A 22,813-nucleotide genomic window follows, 5' to 3' on the forward strand; every position below is an offset into this window, starting at 1 on the left:
GTAGGTTTGATGGAAAATCGATAGTAATTCTCATTACTAAATTTTCAATCCGGAGCGCTTGGTGTCCAGCATTCCTCCCGCTGCCGTATCAGCGATGCATACGCTTTACAGCGACAACCATGGGTGGCTGTTGGGGTGGTTGCGCCGTCGCGTGGGCGATCCGTTCGACGCGGCGGATCTGATGCAGGACACCTTCGTCAGGGTGCTGAAGTCGCATACCGGTCGATGTGGCGAAGCCAGCGCCGGCCCCGTCGCTGAGATTCGGGAACCGCGCGCTTACCTTGCGACCATCGCCAAAAGCCTGATGATCGATTTTTTCCGGCGCCAGGCGCTGGAGCGAACCTATCTCGAAGTCTTGGCCGCACTCCCGCCGCAGGAGGTGCCTTCGCTCGAAACGCAGGCCGTGTTGCGCAGCGCCTTGATCGAGATCGACGCCATGCTCGACGGACTCGGATTGAAGGTCAAGCAGGCCTTCTTGATGGCGCAGTGCGAAGACCTGCCCTATGCCGAGATTGCCCGCCGTCTGGGGGTGTCGCGTCGCAGCGTGGATAATTATCTGGCGCGCGCCATGGCGCATTGCTGTTTGCTCTTGCCGTGAACGGCGCACCGATGCCTGCGGACACTACGCCCAGCGCACGGGAGCTGCGCGCCGTCAAAGACGCTGCCACGTGGTACGCGCGCCTGAGTTCGGAAGCTGTCACCGCCAACGATCGCCACGCCTGGAGCCACTGGCTCGCCAGCGACGCGGCCCACCGCTCCGCATGGGGCAAGGTCGAGCAGGTTTGCCGCCAGATGGGCCGCTTGCCAGGCAGCATCGCCCGCCCCACGCTGGCGCCTGCCAACGCGCCTCGCCGCGCGGTGCTGCGTAGCATCGGTCTCGTAGCAGGCGCCAGCGCCGCCTCCTGGCTGGGTTGGCGCACCGTGTCCAGGGAGGGTTGGACTGCCGACTACCGTAGCGCCGTCGGCGAACGGCGCAACATCCAGCTGGCCGACGGCTCGTCAATGCTGATGGACACGGATACCGCCGTCGACGTGTCGTTCGACGCGCACGCCCGTATCCTGGACCTGCGGCAGGGCGCCATTCTGGTCTCCACGCATCCTGACTCGGCCGCCACGCCGCGCCCCTTCCTCGTGCGCACGCGCCAAGGCACGGCCACCGCACTCGGCACGCGTTACACAGTTAAGACCGAAGATGGCTGGACGCGCGTGGCCGTCCTGGAAAAGTCTGTCCGCCTAGAGCCCGCCCAAGGGCAAGACGCCTTCGTCCTGCATGCTGGCGAGCAGGCGCGGTTCAGCCGAGACACCATCGACCTCCCCAAGCCAAACGACATCACGACCGTGTCATGGATTGGCGGCAACCTCGCCGCACTGGACATGCCGCTGGGTCAACTGGCGGCCGAGCTGGGCAGATATCGGCGCGGCGGTCTGGGGTGCGACGCCGACGTTGCACTCCTTCTGGTGTCGGGCTCTTTTCCGCTGGACAATACGGATCAGGCTCTGGCCGCGTTGACGCAGAGCTTCCCAGTCAAAACCACGCGCGTGCTGGGCTACTGGACCAGGCTTGTGGCGCGTTGAAGCGCGCGGATGCCGAGCTCCGGAACTGTCCAGATTTATTTTTGAAGAATTTGCGTCTTCGGGTCGTTTCGTTCGTCCTCTCAGGCAGAACCCTTATTTCAAGTCTTCCTGAGAAACTTCATGTCGTACAACCCGTCTGTTCACGCCGCTTGCGCTCGCGGGATGCGCCTGCGCGCCTTGCCGTCCCAATTGGCGCTCTCGTTCATGGCGTCGGCCCTGCTTGCCTCGCCGATGCTGCATGCGCAAGGTGCCGTCATGGCCTCCGAGTCCACCGCCCGCCGCTTCGACATCCCTGGCGGGCCGCTGGCCCAGGTGATCAGCCAGTATGCAAGCGCAGCCGGCGTGGCCATCTCGTTCGATGCCGCGCAAACGCGCGGCCTGACCTCTGCTGGCGTGCATGGTACGTACATGGTGGATGCGGGCTTCGCGGTCGCACTGGCGGGTAGTGGACTGCAGGCCGTCCGCGGCGCGCAGGGCGCTTACACGCTGCAGGCGTTGCCCGCAGCGGGATCCGTGGTCATCCTCCCCAGCATCGCCGTGGCCGGCTCCACCGAGCGGCCAGCCGACGACGGCTTCGTAGCGCTGCGTTCGTCGGCAGGCACCAAGACCAATACGCCCCTGATTGAGATTCCCCAGGCTATCAGCGTCGTCAGTCGCGAAGAGATGGATCAGCGTGGGGTGCAGAATTTCAATTCTGCAGTGGCGTACACACCCGGCATTCGTGCCATTGACTACCCGGGCGGGCAAGGCGCACCCGACATCCACCTTCGAGGTTTCCGCGCCTTCAACCTGTTCTCGACGTTCCGGGACGGCCTGCGCGCGGGGGTTAACCAGTACGACATCGATATCGAGACCTACGGGCTGGAACGGATCGACGTTATCAAGGGGCCGTCGTCCGTGCTGTACGGGCAAATCGCCCCGGGCGGGCTGGTCGACATGAGGACTAAGCGCCCGACCGAAACACCGTTGCATGAAATCGAATTGCAGGGCGGCAATTTCGACCGTCGCCAGGCCGCGTTCGACTTCGCCGGTCCAATGGACCAGGAGGGCAAGTGGCTCTACCGCATCACCGGCGTGGCACGCGACAGTGGCACCCAGGTCGACCATTCGCCCGACGACCGGCTCTATCTGGCGCCGTCGCTGACATGGCGTCCCACCGACCGGACCAACGTCACCGTCTACGCGAGCTACCAGAAATCCAAGCGCGGCGGTTCGGAACAAAGCCTGCCGCTGACCGGCACCGTCAATGACAACCCGGCTGGCCGCTTCCCGTCGACTGTCTTTCTGGGGCAACCCGACCTGACGCACTACACGGTTGAGAACACCTCGGTCGGCTATGAAGTCGAACATGCCGCCACGCAAAACTGGACCGTGCGTCAAAAGGCCCGCTATACCCATGCCGACGTGGATTACGTGTCCAGCGGTGCACGCAACAGCGCGCAACTGACCGCCGGACGCTACTACACGTTCGGCATGCAGGACCGCCCGAAAAGTACCGACACCTTTCTGGTCGACACCAATGTCGAAGGCCGGGTTTCGACGGGTGCCGTGCAGCACACCGTTCTGGCAGGCCTGGACTATGGGTACTATTCCGGCCGCGAGTCCCGCACGGGGGGCACCAACGGCACGGTGGACATCTTCAATCCCGTCTACACCAATACCACCACGTGGAACAGCTTCAAATCGGTGGACGGCAAGAGCCAGGTCTATCAGACCGGGTTGTATGCGCAGGACCAACTGCGCTATGAACGCTGGATGCTGACGCTGGGCGGCCGCTATGACTGGGCCACCAACAAGGAATCCAACTATCTGGCCAATGCGTCCAGCAAGGTCAATTCGGAAGCCTTCACTGGCCGTAGCGGACTAACCTATCTTTTCGACAACGGCATCGCACCGTACGTCAGCTATTCCACGTCGTTCCAGCCCGCCTCGGGCACGCTGGCGCCGGCACGGGGCGGCGGCAATTTCGATCCGACCAAGGGCAAGCAGTACGAAGCCGGCGTCAAGTACCAGCCTCCGGGTTCCGACAGCATGATCACGGCATCCCTGTTCCAGTTGACGCAGCAAAACGTCACCACTGCGGACCCTGTGTACTCCGGCTACTCGGTGCAGGATGGCGAGGTGCGCTCGCGCGGCCTGGAGTTGGAGGCGAAGGCCTCGCTGGCCGCTGGCCTGAACGTGGTGGCGTCGTACGCCTATCTGGATGCCGAGATCACTAAGGACAATGCCAATCTCGTCACTGGCGTTAGCAAGAAGGGCCTGCGCCCAGCGGCGGTGCCGCGTCACATGGCGGGCCTGTTCGTCGATTACACCGTGCGCACCGGGCCGCTCGCCGGGCTGGGCCTGGGCAGCGGCGTCCGGTATGTTGGTTCGTCCTGCAACGCGTCCAACTCGGTCAAGATCGGTGGGTACACACTGGTTGATGCGGTGGTGCGATATGACCTGGGTCAGTTGAGTCAAGATCTCAAGGGTTTGCGCGCTTCGATTACTGCGACCAACCTCTTTGATAAGCGCTATTTCACCCCGGGTTTCTATGATCAGTCCGTGTTTTACGGCAATCGGCGCGCCGTGGTGGGAACATTGAGCTATAGCTGGTGACTTCACCGAACCGCGTGCTAGAAGACAAGGGATTCGGCTGAGGGATTAATTCGGTACGACAGTCTATCGAGCCAGTAAAACGGACTCAGGGCGCCCGTGCGCTCAGGTGAGGCGAAACCCAGCGATTAACAAGGCAACCGGGCATCAGTGCCCGGTGCCAATCAAAAAATGGAGAACGCCGCCAGATCATCGGCCTGATAAGCACGATCAATTGCGACGCGCAGTCGACTTTCTCAACAGAGTCGGCCGCAAGCGGACATTCGCGAACCGCTGCCTCCGGCGGGGAGCTGATTTCTCCGGCTCCCATAAGACGGCCGTTTTCAATGAACCTCGCCCTCGGGCTGAGCCAGTGTCATTCCCGGGTGAGGTGCCCGAGCATGCAGAATCGTGCCGGTGACCGATTCCGTGCAGAATACCGATCGCCGATCGGCTCCACCAAATGCCAGGTTGGTCGTAGACATACCGCTGGGGCTTCTCCATACCATTTGAGGTTCCGCTCGGTGATTGAGTAGCCACACGTAACCCAGGCCGGGATTGCAGAGCAGCAGATTCCCTTCGGTGTCCACCGCTAGGTGTGAACTGTCAATAGGTTGTATTCGTCCAGGTTGAGTCTGGAGATGGGTACAGCGCGCCCGATGCCTTGGTGGGGTCGATGCCAGTTGTAGTGGTGTAGCCAGGATTTCATGGCATCGGCTCGGTGTTGGGAGTTCTGGTAGGTGTGAGCGTAAGCCCACTCACGCAAGGCCGACTGGATGAAGCGTTCGGCCTTGCCATTGGTCTGTGGGCGGTAAGGTCGGGTAAAGCGGTGCTTGATGCCCAGCTCATGGCACAGCGCGGCGAAGGCGCGGCTGCGAAAGGCCGAGCCATTGTCGGTGAGCAAGCGCTGGATGGTCACGCCCAGGCGCTGGTAGTAGGCCACTGCGTCCTTGAGGAACTGGACGGCGCTGGGGAAGCGCTCGTCGGGGTGGATGTCGGTGAAGGCCACGCGGGCGTGGTCATCGATGGCCACGAAGACGAAGTCCCAGCCGGCCCCCTCAACGGTATCGCGTCGGTTGCCCGTGACCCGGTGGCCAGGGCGCTGGATACGTCCCAGCTTCTTGATGTCGATGTGCAGCAGATCGCCGGGGGCCTGATGCTCGTAGCGCACCACCGGCTCGGCCGGCTCCAGGTCGGCCAGGTGCGACAGACCGGCGCGGGCCAGGACGCGGCTGACGGTGCTGGCTGACACGCCCAGCGCCTGGGCGATGCGCACTTGGGTCAGCCGCTTGCGGCGCAGCTCCACGATAGCCAGCGCCTTGGCCGGCGCAATCGCTCGGGGCGAGACCGTCGGGCGCGAGGACGCATCGGCCAAGCCCGCCTGGCCCTGAGCCAGGAAGCGGCCCAGCCATTTGCGCACAGTCGGCGCGGTGACCCCATAGGCGCGGGCCGCTTCAGGCACACAAACTTGATGGGCGATCAATTGCTGGACCATTTCGAGGCGACGTAGGAAGGTCAATCGGGCATGCTTATGGGTGTTCATCCGGCCGGGCTCCTTGAGTGAACTGGGGGGTTGGCGATTTCCAGTTTCTCAAATCCGGTTCGGATGAACCATGCATACAACCTATTGAATCTTCACAGCTAGTCCTGATGCCCGCCTGCCACGTACATGATCTGTCCGGTGATGTACGACGCTTCCGGCGCTGCCATGAAGCAGATGGCGGCAGCGACTTCTTCCATGCTGCCCATGCGGTGCATGGGCGTGGTCGCCAGGCAATCGGTGTACATCTCGCGCTGCCAGGCCTGGTCCTGTTCGGACGGGGGTTGGGTGTTGCGCGGGATGGCGCGCACGCCATTGTCGAGCGCCCCAGGCGAGACGCAGTTCACGCGCACGCCGCTTTCCGCAAGCTCCAGCGCCATGCACACGGTGGCGGCGTGTACTCCGCCTTTCGATGCCGAGTACGGCACGCGATAGATGCCGCGTGTGGCGTTTGATCCTACGTTCACGATCGCGCCGCGTCCCTGCTTGCGCATCACGGGGATCACTTCCCTGCACGACCACAGCGTGGGCCAGAGCGAGCGGTTGACTTCGCGCTGCATCTCGTCGGGCGTGTACTCCCAGAAGGGCTTCATCCAGATGGTGCCGCCCACGTTGTGCACCGACACGTCGATGCGGCCGTGCAGGTCCAGTGCATATTCGACCATGGCGCGCGCGCCGGCATGCGTTTCGAGGTCGGCATGGAAGAAGGATGCCTGGCCGCCCTGCGCGCGGATGTCGCGGGCGACGGCCTCACCCTGGTCGTCCGCCCGGTCAACGAGCACCACGCTGGCGCCTTCGGCGGCCAGGCGCGCGGCGGTGGCGCGCCCCACGCCTTGGGCCGCGCCCGTGATCAAGGCAATCTGGTTTTCAAAGCGATTCATAAGGCGTAGTCCCAATCAGTGTGCGCGTGACAATTCACCCGATGCCGGCTGCGACGATTGCTTGTCAACAGCCAGCACGGCCAACAATGCCCCTGCCAGCGGAATGGCAAGCACCATGAAGAAGCCTGACGGGCCGGCCCAGCCCAGGACCGTGCCGCCGATGGCCGAACCGATGATGGCGCCTGCGCGGCCAATGTCGATCGACCACCCGGTGGCCGTGGCGCGCAATGCGGTCGGATAGGCGCCAATGACCAGATAGTTCAGCGCCAGCTGCTGGCCGCCGACACCCAGTCCGGCCGCGCCGATCAGGATGAACACCAGGGTCCAATCGGTGCCTGCATAACCCAGTCCCAACGACACCACGATTCCCAGCGCGAACATGGCGATCAGCAGCGAACGGGTCGGCACGCGCGGCATAAGGTAAGAGAGCGGAATTGCGCAGGCGATGAACACCAGGTTGATGGTGAACGTGCCCATGGGGGCCTGCTCGGCCGGCAAGCCGGCGGCCTTGAGCACCGTGGGCAGCCACGACAGCAGCATGAACCACGCCACCCAGTTCAGCAGGTAAATCGACCAGATCGACAGCGTCTTGCGCGCATAGCCATCCTTGAACAAGGCCTTGACGCTGGCGCGGATGGTGGCGTCTTCGGGCACCGTGAGGCGCGTGCCGGCCGGCAGCAGCTGACCCGAGATCTTTGCCAGAATGCGTGCCACGTAGCCCTGGCTCGCCGTATCGCCTCGCATCGCCTTGAACTGCAGCGATTCGGGCAGTAACGCAAACAAGGCGATCAGCAGGACCAGGGGAGCCACGCCGCCCACAATGAAGATGCCCTGCCACCCGATCACCGGCAGCATGCGCGCAGCCAGCAGGCCGCCCAGCATGGCGCCAGCGGGCAGGCCGAGCAGGACCCCGGTGATGACCGTGCCGCGCAAGCGCGCTGGGGCGTACTCTGCCGCCAGCGCCAGCACGATGGGCGTACAACCGCCCATGCCCAGGCCAGCGATAAACCGCAACACCAGGATCTGCCAGGTTTCGGTGGCGCCCGCCGTCACCAGCGTTGCCAGGCCGAACACGGCCACGCCCAGCAAAGCGGCCGGGCGACGGCCGATGCGGTCGCCCACCAGGCCCAGCAGCATGGCGCCCACGGTCATCCCGACAATGCCGGCAGTAAGAATCGGCGCCAGTTCACCGGCCTGCAATTTGAAGGCCACCAGAATGGCCGGGCCGGTAAACGCCATCGCCTGCGTATCGAATCCGTCGAACAAGGCGATCAAGAAACACAGAATCAGAACGCGCCATTGAAATGCGCTCATTCGATTCTTGTCGATCAGACTGGGTATGGAAATCGTTGCTGACATGAGAGTCCCCCCGTGGTTTAGCGTGACGAGTTATTGGTATGTAATAGAGAGGGCCTCGCGCGTTACGGCGAGAGGCCCGATGGCTTTACGCCTCGGCGCTGGCGCGCAGGCGATGAACGATTTGGTTGTCTTTGCCCTGCACCAGGCTGGTCAGCGCAAAATTGAATTCGATCTCCTTGTAGCTGTCTTCCTTCAAACCTAGCGCGGCACCACCAGTTTTCTCGACGACCGGCGGAATCAAGCCCTCGCGCGTGGCGTAGGCGAAGTCATCCCAGATCAGCGGATCGCCTTCGATATTGAATTGCGTGGTCAGCTTGCGGTGCTGGTCGGCGCTGACAAAAAAGTGCACGTGCGCCGGGCGATTGCCATGGCGGCCCAGCGCGTCCAGCAATTGCTGGGTGGCGCCCTTGGGCGGACAGCCGTAGCCGACCGGCATCAAGGTGCGGAACTCGTACTTGCCGTCAGGGCCGGTCTGGACGGCGCCGCGCAAGTTGAAATCGGTCTGCGCGCCCGTCGGATCGAAGTGCGAGTAAAAGCCTTCGGAGTTGGCGTGCCAGCATTCGACCACCGCGTTGGCCAGCGGCGCGCCGTTGGTGTCAGTGACCACGCCGCGAATCACCAGCGGGCCGGCGGCGGCGTCCGGGTCGATATCGATCCGCGACATTCCGGCGCGCAGCGGTGCACCCGCCACGTACAGAGGGCCTTCGATGGTGCGGGGCGTACCGCCTTGCAGGCCCGCACGCCTGTCTTCTTCATCCATGCGGATGTCGAGGTACTTCTCCAGGCCCAACCCTGCGGCCAGGAGCGCGGCCTCGCCATCGCGGCCCAATTGGTTGACGTAGTTCACACCTGCCCAAACCTCGTCCGGCGTGATATCCAGATCGTCGATCGCTTTGAACAGATCGCCCAATAGACGATGCACAATCTGTTTGAATCGCGGCGTGCCCTGGCCGCCTTCCACGTTGCTGGCTGCCGTCAGCAGGTCCTGAACTTCCTTGCTGTCAAATAGGTTGAGGCTCATGGTCGTGTCTCCGTGTGGTTATTGCTGAATGCGAGGCGGATGTCCGCGGTTAATCTCGTTTCGTCGTGGCTTTGCTCAGGCCGTCGCGTGTAAAGCGTTTGACCTTGGCATCGTCCAGTTCGATACCCAGGCCAGGACCGGTGGGCACGGTCAATTCGAAGTCGCTGTAGTCCAGCGGCTGCGTCAGGATTTCTTCAGTAATGAGCAAAGGACCGAACAGTTCTGTGCCCCATTGCAGTTGGGCGAAGGTGGCGAACAGATGTGCCGAAGCCGCTGTGCTGACTGCGCCTTCGAGCATCGTGCCGCCGTACAGCTCGATGCCCGCCGCATCAGCGATGGCTGCGACGCGCTGCGCAGCGAACAGCCCTCCGTTCTGCTCGATCTTGATGGCGAACACATCGGCGCCGTGCTCGCGGGCGATGTCAAACGCGCTCTCGGGGCCTTGCAGCACTTCGTCGGCCATCAGCGCCACGGGAAAGCGTCGCATCAGGCGCGCCAGGGCAGCGGCACTGGCCACCGGCTGCTCCACCAGTTCACACCCGGCCTGCGCCAGCGCGGGAACGGCCCACGCCGCCTGTGCTTCGCTCCACGCCATATTGACGTCTACCCGAACGGACCCCCGGTCGCCGAGCGCGCGCTTGATGGCGGCCACGTGCTGGATGTCGAGTAACGGATCCCGGGCCCCGATTTTGAGCTTGAAGACACGATGGCGCCGGACCTCTAGCATGTGTTCGGCTTCCTCGATGTCGCGCGCGGTGTCGCCCGACGCCAGCGTCCAGGCCACCGGCAGGCGGTCACGGCGTCGGCCGCCCAACAGTTCGCTGACGGACACGCCCAGACGCTTGCCTTGCGCATCCAGCAACGCGGTCTCCAGCGCGCTCTTGGCAAAGTGGTTCACTTTGACTCGCTTGCCCAGGTCGGCCATCAGCTCCTGGATCCGTGTGGCGTCCTGACCGATCATCGCGGGCGCGAAATAGGCGTCGATCGAAAGCTTCATCGCCTCGGGGCTTTCCGGCCCATAGGCCATGCCCGCGATGGGGGTGCCTTCACCGATGCCCACGATGCCGTCGCTGCAGTACACCTTGACCAGCATCAGTGTCTGCCCGTACATCGTGGCAACTGAGAGTTTGTGCGGCCGGATAGTCGGGAGATCGACGAGAGACGTTTCGATGCGTTCGATAGTTGCTACGGGCATGGTTGACGCTGCAAGAGTGACGGTCAGGGTGTGATTTATATGGCCGGCGCGCCTGCTGCGTCCAATACTTTAATGGTCCAGATCAATACCTGATGGGTATTAGCTAAAAATGGCTGTCATAGGGATGGTTGCTGTATAAATTGGCGTAAGGCCAGGTGGTAGACTATACCTTCTTGATATGGCGACCACGAATGCGGTCATATCCATCCAGGCAGTGCGCGCGCAGGCGACGGGGTGAGTCGAGCGTGTGTAAAATTGTCCGGCGTCTTCTGCAATGGAAGGCCTATCGCTCTGTGCGTGCGGTATATCTGGTGGACCCGGCAAGGCCGGGTGGCTCGGCCGGGCGCCTATCCCCCGGACAACTCAAGTGCATGGCCTCTCTCGTGAGGCTTGCGGTGCGCGTCGCGCCGTGATCTGTCGCTTGCTACCTTCGAGTTAGCTCATTTATGTCGTTGCATTCTTTTTCTCGTGGCCAATGGCTGTCCAATCCGCGCGCCGATATTCTGGCCGGCGTGCTCGTCGCGCTCGCCCTGATCCCGGAAGCGATTGGCTTTTCCATCATTGCTGGCGTCGATCCGCGTGTAGGGCTTTATGCCTCTTTTTCGATCGCGGTGATCATTTCATTGGTGGGCGGGCGTCCGGGCATGATCTCGGCGGCCACGGCGGCCGTGGCGGTGCTGGTGGGGCCTCTGGTCAAGCAGTATGGTCTGGACTATCTGTTTGCCGCCACTATTCTGATGGGTGTGTTTCAGGTCATTGCGGGGTTTTTGCGGCTGGATCTGTTGATGCAATATGTGTCGCGATCGGTTATCACGGGCTTCGTCAATGCGCTGGCGATTCTGATCTTCATGGCGCAACTGCCCCAGTTGATCGGCGTGAGCGGCGTGACGTATGTGATGGTGGCTGCGGGTCTTGCGATCATTTATCTGCTGCCGCGTCTGACGCGCGTGGTGCCTTCGCCGCTGGTGGCCATTATCGTGCTCACGGCGGTGTCCATCTATTGGGGGTTGCCGGTCAATACGGTCGGGGACATGGGGGCGCTGCCGTCGGCCTTGCCCGCTTTTGCGCTGCCGGCGGTACCCTTTACGCTGGACACTTTGCGCATCATCCTGCCGTATTCGTTGACCATGGCGGCGGTGGGCCTGCTGGAGTCGATGCTCACCGCGCAGATCGTGGACGACATGACAGACACGCCGAGCGATAAGCGGCGGGAGTGCAAGGGGCAGGGCATTGCCAATGCGGTGACCGGCTTTCTGGGAGGCATGGGCGGGTGCGCCATGATCGGTCAATCGGTGATCAATGTCCGCTCTGGCGGACGCAGCCGCCTGTCTACCTTTGTGGCCGGCGCCTTTTTGCTGTTTCTCATTGTGGGGCTGGGGCCGCTGGTGGCACGTATTCCCATGCCAGCGCTCGTGGCCGTCATGATCATGGTGTCCATCTGCACCTTCAGTTGGGAGTCCTTGCTCAAGCTCAGAACCCACCCATGGCAGTCATCGCTGGTCATGCTGGCGACCGTGGCCGTGGTGGTCTGGACGCACGATCTGGCGCGCGGCGTGCTGACGGGAGTTGTGTTGAGCGGGCTGTTCTTCGCCAGCAAGGTCAGACGCATGTTTGTCGTGCAGACACGCTTGTCGCCGGATGGCCGCACCCGGCGTTATGACTATCGCGGGCAGGTGTTCTTCGCTTCCGCAGACCGGTTCGCTGAAGCCATCGACTTCAAGGAAGACGTCGATGGCGTCCTGCTGGATGTGACGGCGGCGCATTTCTGGGATATTTCCGCCGTGGGTGCGCTCGATAAGGTGGTCCTCAAGCTCCGGCGCGAGGGTAAGCGGGTCGAGGTCGTGGGCCTGAACGAGGCCAGCGCGACGCTGGTAGGGCGCTTTTCCGCGCACGACAAGCCGCACGCCTCATCCTCCAATCCCTAGCGGGCGGGTAGTTCGATGATGCAATGAGGATCAAAGCTCGCCTGCTCGCCTTTTCTCGCGTAGCCCAGCGTGTTGGCAATGACGTGGCAGCGCCGGCCGCTGGCGGCGTCCTGCACCGTGTAGTCATTGCGGCAATGCAGGTGGCCGTGTATCCAGACATCGGCCTGGCAGAACAGGTCATCCATCGCATTGCAGAAACCGGCGGTGCCGGGCGTGACGCCATAGCGCGGATCGGCGCTGCGCAGGCTGGGAGCGAAATGCGTGATGACGACCGTTGCGCCATCGAAGGGTTGCGCCAGTCGGGCTCGCAGCCATTGTTGGCATTCCAGGCCCAGCGCGCGGATGTCTTCGGCCAGCATGGGCTGGCCGTCATCGTGCAGCGTTGTGTTTTTGCGTAGATAGAAATTGGCGGCGCGATAGGCCTTCTCCAGCTGCTGGCGGCGCAGGATTTCGGTCTTCTGGCCAGCAGCCAGCGCTTCGAAATCGGTCCAGAGCGTGGTGCCTAGAAACCGCACGCCATCGAGCACCAGTGATTCTCGCTCGAGCCAATGTATGCCAAGTCGGGAACAGATGGCCTGTAGCCGTTCGGTTGCTGCGCGATAGCCCAGCCCATCGAACTCGTGGTTGCCCGGCACGAAAATGATGTGCGGCGCGCGTCCGGGTGCATGGGCAAACCGGCCCAGGCCAAAATCGGCGTCCGGCAGGCGTGATCCGGCTTGATAGGAGCCGATGTCGCCTGCGAGCACCAGGATGTCCGCGTTCGGCGCTGGCGAGAACTCGAATTCCGGGTTGGTCTCGAGATGGAGGTCGGAGAGCAGTTGGATGCGCATGCGCCTAGTGTAGAACGCAAGGCGCCCTTCATGATGGGCGTCGGCGCCAAGCCTGGCGCCCGGTGCGCTTGAGTCGATCCAGTGCGAGATAGACGGCCGGGGTGGTGTAGAGCGTGAGCAACTGGCTGATGAACAGGCCGCCGACGATGGCCACGCCCAAGGGCCGCCGCAACTCTGACCCTTCGCCTTGCCCCAGCACCAGGGGCAGCGCACCCAACAGGCCAGCCCGATTGGTCATGAGAATGGGCCGAAGACGCAGCATGGCCGCCTGATGGATGGCCGCTAGCGGGTTCAGTGCTTCCCGCCGCTCGAGCACGAGCGCGACGTCGATCATCATGATTGCATTTTTCATGACCACGCCCACCAGCAGAAAAAGCCTGAGCAACGCGATGAGTGAGAACTCCATCCCTGCCAGACGCAGCGCCAGCAGAGCGCCGATGCCTGCCGAGGGCAGGGTGGACAGAATGGTCAAAGGGTGCAGCAGGCTTTCGTAGAGAACGCCGAGCACCAGGTAGATGGTGATGAGTACGGCAAGGATCAAGACCGGCTGGTCCTGCAGGGTCTGCTGGAAACTTCGGGCGCTGCCGCCCAAACGGGTCTGGATCTGAACGGGCAGCATGAGTTCAGCCATGGCGCGGTCGATGGCCATGAGGCCTTGCTCCAGCGATACTCCCGGCGCAAGCGAAAATCCCAGGCCCGTTGCCACAAACTGCCCGTCATGAAAGACGCGGTCGTTGACCATGCTGTAGGTGTAGTTGGCGAAGGCGGTCAGCGGTACGCGTTCGCCGGCGGCCGTCAGTACCTGAACGCGCTCGAGGACATCAGGATCTTCGGTGTAGCGTGGGTCCAGCTCGAGTACGACGCGGTATTGATTCAGCGGATCGTACAGCGTGGCGACCTGCCGTTGACTGAACGAATTGGACAACACGCTGGCAACCGTCTTCATGTCGACGCCGAGGCGCTGGGCGGCAAGGCGGTCTATTTCGATGAACACCTGCTGTGTCGCGGCGTCTCCGACGGCGTCCACGCTCTGAAGCTCGGAGCCATCCTGCAGTTTCTGCGAAATGTTGCGCGACCATAGCCGCAGCATGTTGACGTCGCTGGCGAGGATGGCGAGCTCCTGATCTCCGGAGGTATTGAAGCCGCCGGGCAGGCGCAGATCCTGATCCACATTCACGTAGAACATGCCGCCGGCGACTTGCGGGGCATGGGTACGCAACCATTCCACGACTTGGGCGGCGCGCTCTTTGCGGTCGGACTTGAGTCGGATGAGAAAGAACGAGTTGCTGATGCCCAGGCTGCCGCCGTTGTAGCCGATGACATCCTGGACCGCGGGGTGTGCGAGGACCAGTTGGCGATAGGCGTCGATCTTGGGCTGCATGACCTGGAAGGAAAAACCGTCGTCGCCGCGAACAAATCCCAACAGCTGACCGGTATCCTAGGTGGGCAAGAATCCCTTGGGCGCCTGCGCATAGAGGAGAATGTTCAGTCCGATGATGGCCGCCAGAGCCGTCATCGTCAGGCGCGGGTGGCGCAATATGCGCCACAGGCTGGTGCCGTAAGCGTGCTGGAGTTTGCCAAACAGGCTTGGGCCTGTGCGTGGCGGCGCCGGTTTCAGCCAGGCCGCGCACAGGCTGGGGATGATGATGCCTGCCACGCCCAATGAGATCAGCGTGGCGGCGATCAGCGTGACGGAGAACTCGCGAAACAGGCGTTCGACCAACCCGCCCATAAAGAGAATCGAGGCGAACACGACGGTCAGCGCCAGTGTCATGGCCACCAGCGTGAACCTTACTTCGCTGGCGCCGCGCAGCGCGGCGCGTCTGGGCGACAGCCCCGCCTCCATGTGGCGGCGGATGTTCTCCAGTACGACGATGGCGTCGTCGACCACCAGGCCGGCCGCGACGATGAGTGCCATGAGCGACAGGTTGTTTTGAGAGAAGCCGGCCAGATACATCACCGCGAATGTGGCGATCAGGCTGATGGGAATCGCCAGGCTGGGAATCGCCGCGGCGCGCCAGTCGCCCAGAAAACCCCACACCACAAGGATGACGAGCAGCGTCGCCAGGCCCAGGGTGATATGGGCCTCTTTCAACGTAGCTTTGATGCCTGCGGAGCGATCCAGCACGACGGTGAGCGCGACGTCCGCTGGCATCAGGGCGCGCAGCGCGGGCAGCGTGGCGTCGATGGTGGCGATGGTGTCGAGGATGTTGGCGCCCGGTTGCCGGCTGATGGTGAGCACGACAGCCGGGTGCTCATTGTGGAACCCGCTGCTGTAGCGGTCTTCGACAGAATCGCTCACGCGGGCAATTTGGCCCAGGCGCGTGACGGCTCCGTCGCGATGCCGCAAGATCAAGGTCTCGAAGTCGCGCGCGGTGCGGGGTTGGCTTGGCGTAGCAACTTCCCAGCGCTGATCGGACGTCTCTACCGTACCCTGAGGGCCGAGCGTGGCCGCCCTATCGATGGCGTTTCGCACGTCATCGAGCGCGAGCCCGTAGTGCGCGGCCAGGTTAGGGTTGATCTGCACGCGTACGGCAGGCAAGGAGCTGCCTCCGAGTGTGATTTCCCCCACTCCGCTGACCTGAGCCAGGCGCTGCGCCAGGATCGATGCGCCGATGTCATACAACGCGCCTGCCGAGCGCGTGGGCGAGCTCAGGGCCAGCGCCATGATGGGCGCCTGCGACGGATTCACTTTGCGGTAGGTCGGGCTGCCGGGCATGCCGGCCGGAAGATCGCTTTGCGAAGCGTTGATGGCGGCCTGCACGTCCCGGGCTGCGGCGTTGATGTCGCGATCCAGCGCGAACTGCAGCAGAACGCGGGTAGCCCCCTGGTTGCTGGAGGAGCTGATGGCCGTCACGCCCGGGATGGACCCCAAGGCACGCTCAAGCGGTGCGGCCACGGTGCTGGCGATGCTCTCCGGGCTGGCGCCGGGCAGTTCGGCGCGCACCTCGATGGTCGGGAAATTCACTTGGGGCAGCGGCGCGACGGGCAGCAGGCGCCAGGCAGTCAGGCCCACCAGTATCAACGCCAGACCCAGAAAGATACTGGCAATGGGGCGTTTGATCAGGGCGCGGATCATGAGCGCGGCTCGGCCCGGGTTTTCCAGGCGCGACGTTGCCCGAACTTATGGAAAAAAAGATAGACGGCCGGCGTGGTGAACAGGGTAAGTACCTGACTCACCAGCAGTCCGCCCACCATGACCCAGCCCAGGGGCTGGCGCAGCTCGGCCCCCGAGCCGTTGGCCAGCATCAGTGGCAGCGCACCGAACAAGGCGGCCAGGGTCGTCATCAGTATGGGGCGCAACCGCAGCAAGGCGGCCTCGCGGATGGCAGCCTTTGGCGTCAGGCCGCGCTGACGCTCGGCCTCCAGCGCGAAGTCCACCATCATGATGCCGTTCTTCTTGACGAGTCCGATCAGCAGAATGATGCCGATTACAGCGATCAGATCCTGCGGACGGTTGCTGATCATGAGCGCAAGCAGCGCACCGACCGTGGCCGAAGGCAGAGTGGAAAGAATCGTGATGGGGTGAATGGCGCTCTCATACAACATGCCCAGCACCAGGTACATGGTGATGATGGCGGCCAGCATCAGCCAGAGTGTGTTGGACAGCGAGGCCTGGAATGCGGCGGCGGCGCCTTGCATGCGCAACTCGACCCCGGCGGGCATGCCGATACCTGCACGGGTGTCCTGGATCTCCTGGACGGCCTGCCCGAGCGAGGCGCCAGACGCCAGGTTGAAGGAGACGTTGACCGAAGGGAACTGCCCCAGGCGTGACAGGCTCAGGGGGGCTTCGCGCTGCGTCACCGTCGCCAGGGCGGAGAGGGGGATCGGTTGACCGGCCGCGGTTTGCAGATAAATACGTTCCAACGCCTGCGGCGTCGCAGCCAGCGCGCGGTCGACCTCCATGACTACACGATACTGATTGGATTGTGTAAAAAGCGTGGTGATCTGACGCTGCCCGAAGGCGTTGTAGAGCGCTTGGGATATGTCTTCCATGCTCAGCCCCAGCCGAGCAGCCGTGTCGCGCGAGATGTCCAGGTAGGTCTGGCGGCCGCCGTGCTGCAGGTCTGCCGATACGTCGCGCAACACAGGGTTTGTCTTCAGTGCCTGAAGGAGCGGCCCGGTCCATTGCGACAGCAGTTGCGCATCGGGGGAATTGAGCGTGAATTGATACTGGCCGCGCCCGACCCGGTCTTCGATGTTCAGCTCCTGCACGGGTTGGAGATGCAACCGGATTCCCGCCACGGTATCGGCGCGCTCGTGGATCCGTTGCAGGATCTCTGCCATCGGCGCGGAACGCTGGTCCCAGGGTTTGAGGTTGATCAGCAGCCGGCCCGTGTTGAGCGTGGTGTTGGCACTATCGACACCGATGAAGGACGACAAGCTGACGACATCGGGGTCTTGCAGCAGCGCTTCGGCCATTGCCTGTTGGCGCGCGGCCATGGCGCCATAGGAAATCGTTTGCGAGGACTCGGTCACGCCCTGCAGCAGGCCACTGTCTTGCGTGGGAAAGAACCCCTTGGGAATGGCGGTGTACAGCAAACCCGTGAGAGCCAGCGTGGCCAGCATGACTCCCAGCGTGGCGCGTTGATGATGCAGTGTGACATCAAGCAGACGTGCATAGGCCGTTTGCAGGCGGCGCATCACGCCGTCAGGCCGCTCGTGATGGGCCGGCAGCATATAGGCGCACATCATCGGCGTGAGCGTGAGGGAGACGGCCAGCGAAATCAGAATGGCAACCGCCAGCGTGACCGCGAACTCACGGAACAGTCGTCCGACGACGTCTTCCATGAACAGTAACGGGATCAGCACGGCAATCAGCGAACGCGTGAGCGAAACCAGGGTAAAGCCAATCTGGCTGGCTCCTTTAAGGGCTGCCTCCAGTCGGCCCAAGCCTTGTTCGCGATAGCGGGCGATATTCTCCAGCATGACGATGGCATCGTCCACCACGAAGCCCGCACCTATGGTCAGGGCCATGAGGGTCAGGTTGTTTGCCGAGAAACCGGCCAGATACATGACGCCAAAGGTTCCGATCAGCGACAGCGGTACGGCCAGGCTGGGAATGAGCGTCGCGGGCAGGTTGCGCAGAAACAGAAAGGTCACCAGCACCACCAGGCCCACGGCAAACACCAGTTCCCATTGCACGCCGCGGATCGAGGCGCGGATACTTTCCGTGCGATCGGTTAGGACCGCAATTTCCACGCCGGCAGGCATCGAGGCGGCCAGTTGAGGCAGCAGCGCCTTGACCTGTTCTGCGACCTCGATCACATTGGCGCCGGGCTGGCGCTGGATGTTGATCAGTACGGCGGGATGACGGTTGACCCAGGCCGCCAGATAGCGGTCTTGAGCACCGTCGTCCACACTGGCGATGTCGCCCAGCCTTACCGGCGCCTCATTGCGCCACGCGACGATGAGCTCTGGGTATTCGGCCGCGCTTTGCAGCTGGTCATTGGCGTCCATGAGCACGTTGCGCAACGGGCCGTCGAAGCTGCCCTTGGGCTGATTGCTATTGGCCTTGGCGATGGCGTTTTGCACATCGGTCGATTGCAGTCCTCGCGCGGCCAGGGCAAGCGGGTTGAACTGCACACGCACCGCTGGGCGTTGACCGCCGGCCAGGCTGACCATGCCCACCCCGGACAACTGCGCCAGGCGTTGGGTCATGCGGGTGTCGACCAGGTCGTAGATTTGCGGCAGGCTCAACGAGTCGGAGGTGGCCGCCAACGTCATGATGGGGACGTCCGCCGGATTGACTTTGCGGTAGACCGGAGGCGCCGGCAGGTCCTGCGGCAGCAATGCCCGGCTGGCGCTGATGGCAGCCTGCACTTCCTGTTCCGCGACGCCCAGGGGCAGGGTAAGCGCGAACTGCAGCGTGATTACCGACACGCCATGACCGCTGGACGAAGACATCTGCTTCAAACCCGGAATCTGACCGAACCGCCGCTCCAGCGTGGCGGTAACCACACGCGCCATGACATTGGGTCCCGCACCGGGGTAGTTGGTGGTGACCTGGATGATGGGATAGTCCACCTGAGGCAACGCTGCCACCGGTAGAAGGCGCCAGGCCAGCAGCCCGGACAGCAGCAGAGCGATCATCAGGAAGCTGGTGGCCACCGGGCGGAGAATGAAGGGGCGAGACAGATTCATGACGCTTCCTGGGTGGCCAGCACGTTTGCCAGACGCCCCTCGTTCAAACGGTCGACGCCTTCTATGACCACCCGGTCGCCGTCGCTCAGGCCGTCGAGCACGGACGCGCGTCCTGCGGTATTGAGGCCGATCTGCAGCGGTCGGCGTTGCGCCTTGTCCTCGTGATCGATGACATAGGCATAAGGGCCTTGCGCGCCGTACTGCACCGCTGCGGAGGGAATGCTCAGCGATGGGTCGCGCTGTTGCAGCGTCAGGCAGATATTGACGAACTGGTAAGGAAAAAGGGCTTCCTGTTCGTTGGCAAACGCCGCGCGCAATCGCACGCTGCCTTGATCCGCACGATTGTCCAGGGCATGCAGCGTACCCCGTGCGATGAGTCGTTTGTCATCCGCATCCTAGGCCTCGACATCCAGTGCCGGGGAGCGGGCAAGGGCCTCGCGCACCGCAGGCAACCGCGCTTCGGAAAGGGTAAACAACACCGACGTCGCGCCGGTCTGCACCAACGTGGTCAGGCCCGTGGCGTCGTTGGCGCGTACGTGATTGCCAGCGTCGATATGACGCAGGCCGACGCGCCCGGTGATAGGGGCGGTAATGCGCGTGAGAGCCAGTTGCCGGCGCGTTTCATCGACGCCGGCTTGTTCCGCCGCGAGTTGGCCCTGTGCCTGTTCGACGTTGCTGCGGGCGGCATCGAGCACACTGTGCGCGACGGCTCGTTGGCGCCCCAACGCGGCGTACCGGATCAGGTCGGCGCGCGCGTTGTCCAGGCGCGCCCGGGTCTGGTCCAGTTTTCCCTGTGCAGCTTGCAATGCATGTTCATAGGGCCGCGGGTCGACCTCGGCGAGCAGTTGGCCTGCCTGTACCGACTGCCCTTCGTGGTAATGCACACGAAGGAGTTGGCCGCTGACCTGAGGCCGCAGCACGACGTGAGCAAGAGGGGTGACCGTACCGATGGCATGAAGCTGCAGGCGCAACGGAGCCGCGCGAGCCAGTACCACCTCGACGGGAACGGCTTGCTGGGGGGAGCCAGTGGCGCCGGAGGGGGAGTCATCCCTCCATACCCAGGCGGCGGCCACCGCTACGATCAGGAGCGCTGCCAGCCAGCGCCAGGAGCCAGCCTTGAGCGAAAAATCCATCTGCGCGTGCGAGCAAGGGTAGTGAGGGCAGGCCGTATTCTATATGGAAATGATTGTTATTTATTGCCTTGGGGCCTCACCGTTGCGGCGCACGCCTGCGCGAGGCTCGCAGGCGTGCTTCGTCCATCAGAACTGATAGCGTGCCGTCAGCATGGCATTGCGCGGCTCGCCGTACACGTTGCTTGGAAAGCTCACGCTGCCAGACAGTGCGTTGTAGTACTTCTTGTCGAACACGTTATTGATATTGAGTTGCAGATCCAGCTTGGGCGTGGCCTGCCAGCCCAACACGAGGTCGGTGATGGTGTAGGCGCTCTGGCTGATCCGGAAAGGTACGCCGCTCGTGGTGCCCTGGTTATAGATAGCTCCCTGGCGGTAGAACGATCCGCCAATGCGCCAGCCTTGAAGCGCGCCGGTCATGCGATACATGGTGGACAGCTTGAACAGATGGCGGGGCGTATCGGTGTCGAAGAGTTCCCCGACGTTGGCGGCATTGGCATCTTTGCGGTAGCGAGCGATGGCCACGGTATAGCCCACGCTGACCTGCCAATTGGGGGTGATGGCCCCTTGCACCTCGAACTCCACGCCCTGGCTGCGAACTTCACCGGCAGCCGAGTAGCAGGTAACTGTTGGGTAGCCCGAACACTGCGTCTGGTCCGTGGCGCGGAAGGCGCGGTTTTTCTGGTCCATGCGGAATACCGCCGCCGACGTGTTCAGTGCCCCGTCAAAATATTCTCCCTTGACGCCGAATTCATAGTTCTGCCCGACTACCGGGTCGAGCAGTTTGTTGTTGGCGTCCAGGTAGTTCTGGGGCTTGAAGATATCGGTGTAGCTGACGTAGACGGAGTGATGATCGTCCACATCGTAGATCAGTCCGGCGTACTTGGTCAGCTGGTTGTCGATGCTGTAGCGGTTGTGCGCCGTGACCGAAGGCGTGTTGGCATTGAAGTTGGGATAGGTGTTGACGGTGTCGTGGTAGTCGAACCAGTCCAGGCGCGCGCCCAGAATCATTTTCAACCGATCCGCGAGGCTCAGGCGTGTGGTGGCGTACACGCTGCGCTGCGTCACGCTGGTGTCCATCCAGTCGCGCAGGGGGATGTTCGGATTGGCCACCGCGCTGGGGTCGAAGTTGTAGAGATCCAGATTGCTGTTGAGCACCACGCCCTGGCGGCTGTTGCCGTCGAAATCGATGTGGCGGTAGCTGCTGCCCAGCACCAACTCATGCGTGCGCCCCAACAGATCGAAAGGCCCGCTGGCATACATGTCAACGCTGCTTTGCTTTTCTTTTTGCAGGTTGCGCGCTCCAAGCTGAGAGTATCTGCCCGAGGTCATGTTGTAACTCAGGTAATGCCCCAGCATATCGATGTCGGCCTGCGCATAGTAGGCCGACATATGCATGCGCCAACCGTTGTCAAAGCGATGCTCGACCGCGGCGAAGGCCGAGTCTGTCGTCTTGTTCCAGTGTTCCCAGTCGTTGGCGTAGGAGGTCGAGCGCGGCAGATCCAGATTGCCGCCGTCGCGGCCGACGGGCAAGCCAGTAAAACCGTTGCCGTGCACCCGGCTTTCCTGATGCAGGGCGCTGAGCGTGACTGTGGTGGCTTGGCCGAGATCCTTCTCCAGGATTCCGTAGAACGTCTGGCCGGAGCTGCTCTCGCCGCGTTTGTAGCTGCCGTAGTCCTGCGTGGCGATCACGGCGCGCCCGCGCAGGCTGCCGTCCTCGGAGAGCGGGCCCGAGGCATCCAGCTCGCCGCGATAGCGGTCCCGGCTTCCGCCGGTTGCCGTCGCGGATACCTGAGCCTGCCTGGTGGGCCGCTTGCGCACCATATTGATGGCCGCGGCCGGGTTACCGGCGCCTTGCACCAAGCCTGTGGCGCCGCGCACGATCTCGACGTGATCGTAAATCGCCATGTCGGTGACCAGCAGATCCTGCGACAGATTGGAGCTGTCCAGAGCGACGGGCAGGCCGTCGTACATGATGTTGTCGATGTACATGCCGCGTGCGAAGAAGGACACACGCTCCGGCCCGAACCGCCGGTAGGTCAGCCCAGGCGCGGCCTGCACCACGTCGTTGACCGTCGCCAGGCCCTGGTCCTGGATGCGCTGCCGCGTCATCACCGTTGTGGCTTGCGGTGTCTCCCGCATGGACAGATTCATACGCGTGGCGGTACTCGTGCTGTCGGTGGTGTATGACTGTGTGCCTTCGGTGGTGCCAGGGGCCGCCGCCGAGGCGGTGACCGTGACCAGGGGCAGCGTGGCCGCGTCCTGGCTCAACGGGGGAGCCTGGCGCAGCACGAAAGCGCCGGTGTCCAGTTGCACGGCCTGCAAGCCAGTGCCCGCGAGCAATAGCGCCAGCGCGCTGCTGCTCGCGTGGCGGCCCTGCAGGCCCGCGGTCTGTTTGCCATCGGTTTGCTCGGCGGTAAAGGTCAGCATGATGCCGGCGGTGCCTGCCAACTGGCGCAGGGCAGGGGCCAGGGGGCCGGCGGCGATCTGGAACTCGGGCAGTTCGGATTGGACCGTGTTCGGCGCTTGCTGGGCCTGGGCGGGGGGAGCGCAGGTTGCAAAGACGGCACTCAGCGCCAACAGAGCGGGCACGACTGGGGATGTTAGGGGCAGCGCCACGTATTTCCGGGCGCGTTGCT

14 protein-coding genes, 1 pseudogene and 1 other annotated feature are annotated in these 22,813 nt (G+C 63.2%); of the genes and pseudogenes, 4 read left to right on the forward strand and 11 right to left on the reverse strand.

The genetic code is table 11. From position 1 onward, the window contains the following. Window positions 1-94: 94 nt before the first annotated feature. The 3 genes from LK440_RS00085 to LK440_RS00095 all read left to right on the forward strand — a co-directional run bounded on the left by LK440_RS00085 (window position 95) and on the right by LK440_RS00095 (window position 4,173). Complete coding sequence (locus tag LK440_RS00085) at window positions 95-598, forward strand: sigma-70 family RNA polymerase sigma factor (protein ID WP_005016709.1); 504 nt, start codon at window positions 95-97, stop codon at window positions 596-598. Between the two features lie 11 nt (window positions 599-609). Further along, on the forward strand, window positions 610-1,575 hold the full coding sequence (locus LK440_RS00090; RefSeq protein WP_005016708.1) for a FecR domain-containing protein: 966 nt from the start codon (window positions 610-612) through the stop codon (window positions 1,573-1,575). Window positions 1,576-1,737: 162 nt separating this feature from the next. Beyond that, window positions 1,738-4,173 carry a TonB-dependent siderophore receptor gene (locus LK440_RS00095; protein ID WP_005016706.1) on the forward strand — a complete coding sequence of 812 codons (2,436 nt, stop codon included), beginning with the start codon at window positions 1,738-1,740 and terminating at the stop codon, window positions 4,171-4,173. A 568-nt stretch (window positions 4,174-4,741) separates the two neighbouring features. On the opposite strand, the gene LK440_RS00105 is transcribed toward LK440_RS00095, so the two are convergent. From LK440_RS00105 to LK440_RS00125, 5 genes are all read right to left on the reverse strand, one after another. Continuing rightward, window positions 4,742-5,692 carry an IS481-like element IS481 family transposase gene (locus LK440_RS00105; protein WP_005016705.1) on the reverse strand — a complete coding sequence of 317 codons (951 nt, stop codon included), beginning with the start codon at window positions 5,690-5,692 and terminating at the stop codon, window positions 4,742-4,744. A gap of 98 nt (window positions 5,693-5,790) precedes the next feature. Further along, window positions 5,791-6,570 (reverse strand): 1,6-dihydroxycyclohexa-2,4-diene-1-carboxylate dehydrogenase, encoded by a 780-nt coding sequence (locus LK440_RS00110; RefSeq protein ID WP_005016704.1) that lies wholly within the window; start codon window positions 6,568-6,570, stop codon window positions 5,791-5,793. A 15-nt stretch (window positions 6,571-6,585) separates the two neighbouring features. Continuing rightward, entirely contained in the window at window positions 6,586-7,884 is a 1,299-nt protein-coding gene (locus LK440_RS00115) for an MFS transporter (RefSeq protein ID WP_005016703.1), read from the reverse strand. A gap of 130 nt (window positions 7,885-8,014) precedes the next feature. Further along, the gene (gene catA / locus LK440_RS00120) at window positions 8,015-8,950 is read right to left on the reverse strand and encodes a catechol 1,2-dioxygenase (protein ID WP_005016702.1); all 936 of its coding nucleotides are present in this window, start codon (window positions 8,948-8,950) and stop codon (window positions 8,015-8,017) included. 49 nt (window positions 8,951-8,999) lie between these two features. Continuing rightward, window positions 9,000-10,145, reverse strand: coding sequence for a muconate/chloromuconate family cycloisomerase (locus tag LK440_RS00125; protein WP_025341254.1), 1,146 nt, complete (start codon window positions 10,143-10,145; stop codon window positions 9,000-9,002). A gap of 310 nt (window positions 10,146-10,455) precedes the next feature. Next, window positions 10,456-10,509: a sequence feature (sul1 is cis-regulatory element that is thought to sense ions involved in sulfur or methionine metabolism; They are found in Alphaproteobacteria), on the forward strand. Window positions 10,510-10,591: 82 nt separating this feature from the next. On the opposite strand from LK440_RS00125, the gene LK440_RS00130 reads away from it, so the two are divergent. Beyond that, window positions 10,592-12,070 carry a SulP family inorganic anion transporter gene (locus tag LK440_RS00130; protein WP_005016700.1) on the forward strand — a complete coding sequence of 493 codons (1,479 nt, stop codon included), beginning with the start codon at window positions 10,592-10,594 and terminating at the stop codon, window positions 12,068-12,070. Here LK440_RS00130 and LK440_RS00135 read toward each other — a convergent pair. From LK440_RS00135 to LK440_RS00160, 6 genes and pseudogenes are all read right to left on the reverse strand, one after another. Beyond that, complete coding sequence (locus LK440_RS00135) at window positions 12,067-12,900, reverse strand: metallophosphoesterase (RefSeq protein ID WP_005016699.1); 834 nt, start codon at window positions 12,898-12,900, stop codon at window positions 12,067-12,069. The two genes, LK440_RS00130 and LK440_RS00135, sit on opposite strands and share 4 nt — an antisense overlap. A gap of 28 nt (window positions 12,901-12,928) precedes the next feature. Continuing rightward, window positions 12,929-15,979 (reverse strand): annotated as a pseudogene (locus LK440_RS00140) (efflux RND transporter permease subunit). Then, window positions 15,976-19,044, reverse strand: a complete 3,069-nt coding sequence (locus LK440_RS00145) for a multidrug efflux RND transporter permease subunit (RefSeq protein WP_005016698.1) — start codon at window positions 19,042-19,044, stop codon at window positions 15,976-15,978. The pseudogene LK440_RS00140 and the gene LK440_RS00145 overlap by 4 nt, the downstream one beginning before the upstream one ends. Continuing rightward, the gene (locus LK440_RS00150) at window positions 19,041-19,367 is read right to left on the reverse strand and encodes an efflux RND transporter periplasmic adaptor subunit (protein ID WP_050427743.1); all 327 of its coding nucleotides are present in this window, start codon (window positions 19,365-19,367) and stop codon (window positions 19,041-19,043) included. Before LK440_RS00150 ends, LK440_RS00145 begins: the two co-directional genes overlap by 4 nt. A 72-nt stretch (window positions 19,368-19,439) precedes the next feature. Next, complete coding sequence (locus LK440_RS00155; RefSeq protein WP_017685879.1) at window positions 19,440-20,177, reverse strand: efflux RND transporter periplasmic adaptor subunit; 738 nt, start codon at window positions 20,175-20,177, stop codon at window positions 19,440-19,442. Between the two features lie 126 nt (window positions 20,178-20,303). Beyond that, entirely contained in the window at window positions 20,304-22,766 is a 2,463-nt protein-coding gene (locus LK440_RS00160; RefSeq protein ID WP_017685880.1) for a TonB-dependent siderophore receptor, read from the reverse strand. Between the last annotated feature and the right edge of the window lie 47 nt (window positions 22,767-22,813).

The sequence above is a fragment of the Bordetella holmesii genome (assembly GCF_020735985.1).
Lineage (GTDB): Bacteria > Pseudomonadota > Gammaproteobacteria > Burkholderiales > Burkholderiaceae_B > Bordetella > Bordetella holmesii.

Excerpts from the sequence above, each read along its gene's own strand:
- LK440_RS00085 (WP_005016709.1), top strand. The coding sequence starts at position 95 with ATGCATACGCTTTACAGCGACAACCATGGGTGGCTGTTGGGGTGGTTG.
- LK440_RS00090 (WP_005016708.1), top strand. The coding sequence starts at position 610 with ATGCCTGCGGACACTACGCCCAGCGCACGGGAGCTGCGCGCCGTCAAA.
- LK440_RS00095 (WP_005016706.1), top strand. The coding sequence starts at position 1,738 with ATGCGCCTGCGCGCCTTGCCGTCCCAATTGGCGCTCTCGTTCATGGCG.
- LK440_RS00105 (WP_005016705.1), bottom strand. The coding sequence starts at position 5,692 with ATGAACACCCATAAGCATGCCCGATTGACCTTCCTACGTCGCCTCGAA.
- LK440_RS00110 (WP_005016704.1), bottom strand. The coding sequence starts at position 6,570 with ATGAATCGCTTTGAAAACCAGATTGCCTTGATCACGGGCGCGGCCCAA.
- LK440_RS00115 (WP_005016703.1), bottom strand. The coding sequence starts at position 7,884 with ATGAGCGCATTTCAATGGCGCGTTCTGATTCTGTGTTTCTTGATCGCC.
- catA (WP_005016702.1), bottom strand. The coding sequence starts at position 8,950 with ATGAGCCTCAACCTATTTGACAGCAAGGAAGTTCAGGACCTGCTGACG.
- LK440_RS00125 (WP_025341254.1), bottom strand. The coding sequence starts at position 10,145 with ATGCCCGTAGCAACTATCGAACGCATCGAAACGTCTCTCGTCGATCTC.
- LK440_RS00130 (WP_005016700.1), top strand. The coding sequence starts at position 10,592 with ATGTCGTTGCATTCTTTTTCTCGTGGCCAATGGCTGTCCAATCCGCGC.
- LK440_RS00135 (WP_005016699.1), bottom strand. The coding sequence starts at position 12,900 with ATGCGCATCCAACTGCTCTCCGACCTCCATCTCGAGACCAACCCGGAA.
- LK440_RS00145 (WP_005016698.1), bottom strand. The coding sequence starts at position 19,044 with ATGAATCTGTCTCGCCCCTTCATTCTCCGCCCGGTGGCCACCAGCTTC.
- LK440_RS00155 (WP_017685879.1), bottom strand. The coding sequence starts at position 20,177 with ATGGATTTTTCGCTCAAGGCTGGCTCCTGGCGCTGGCTGGCAGCGCTC.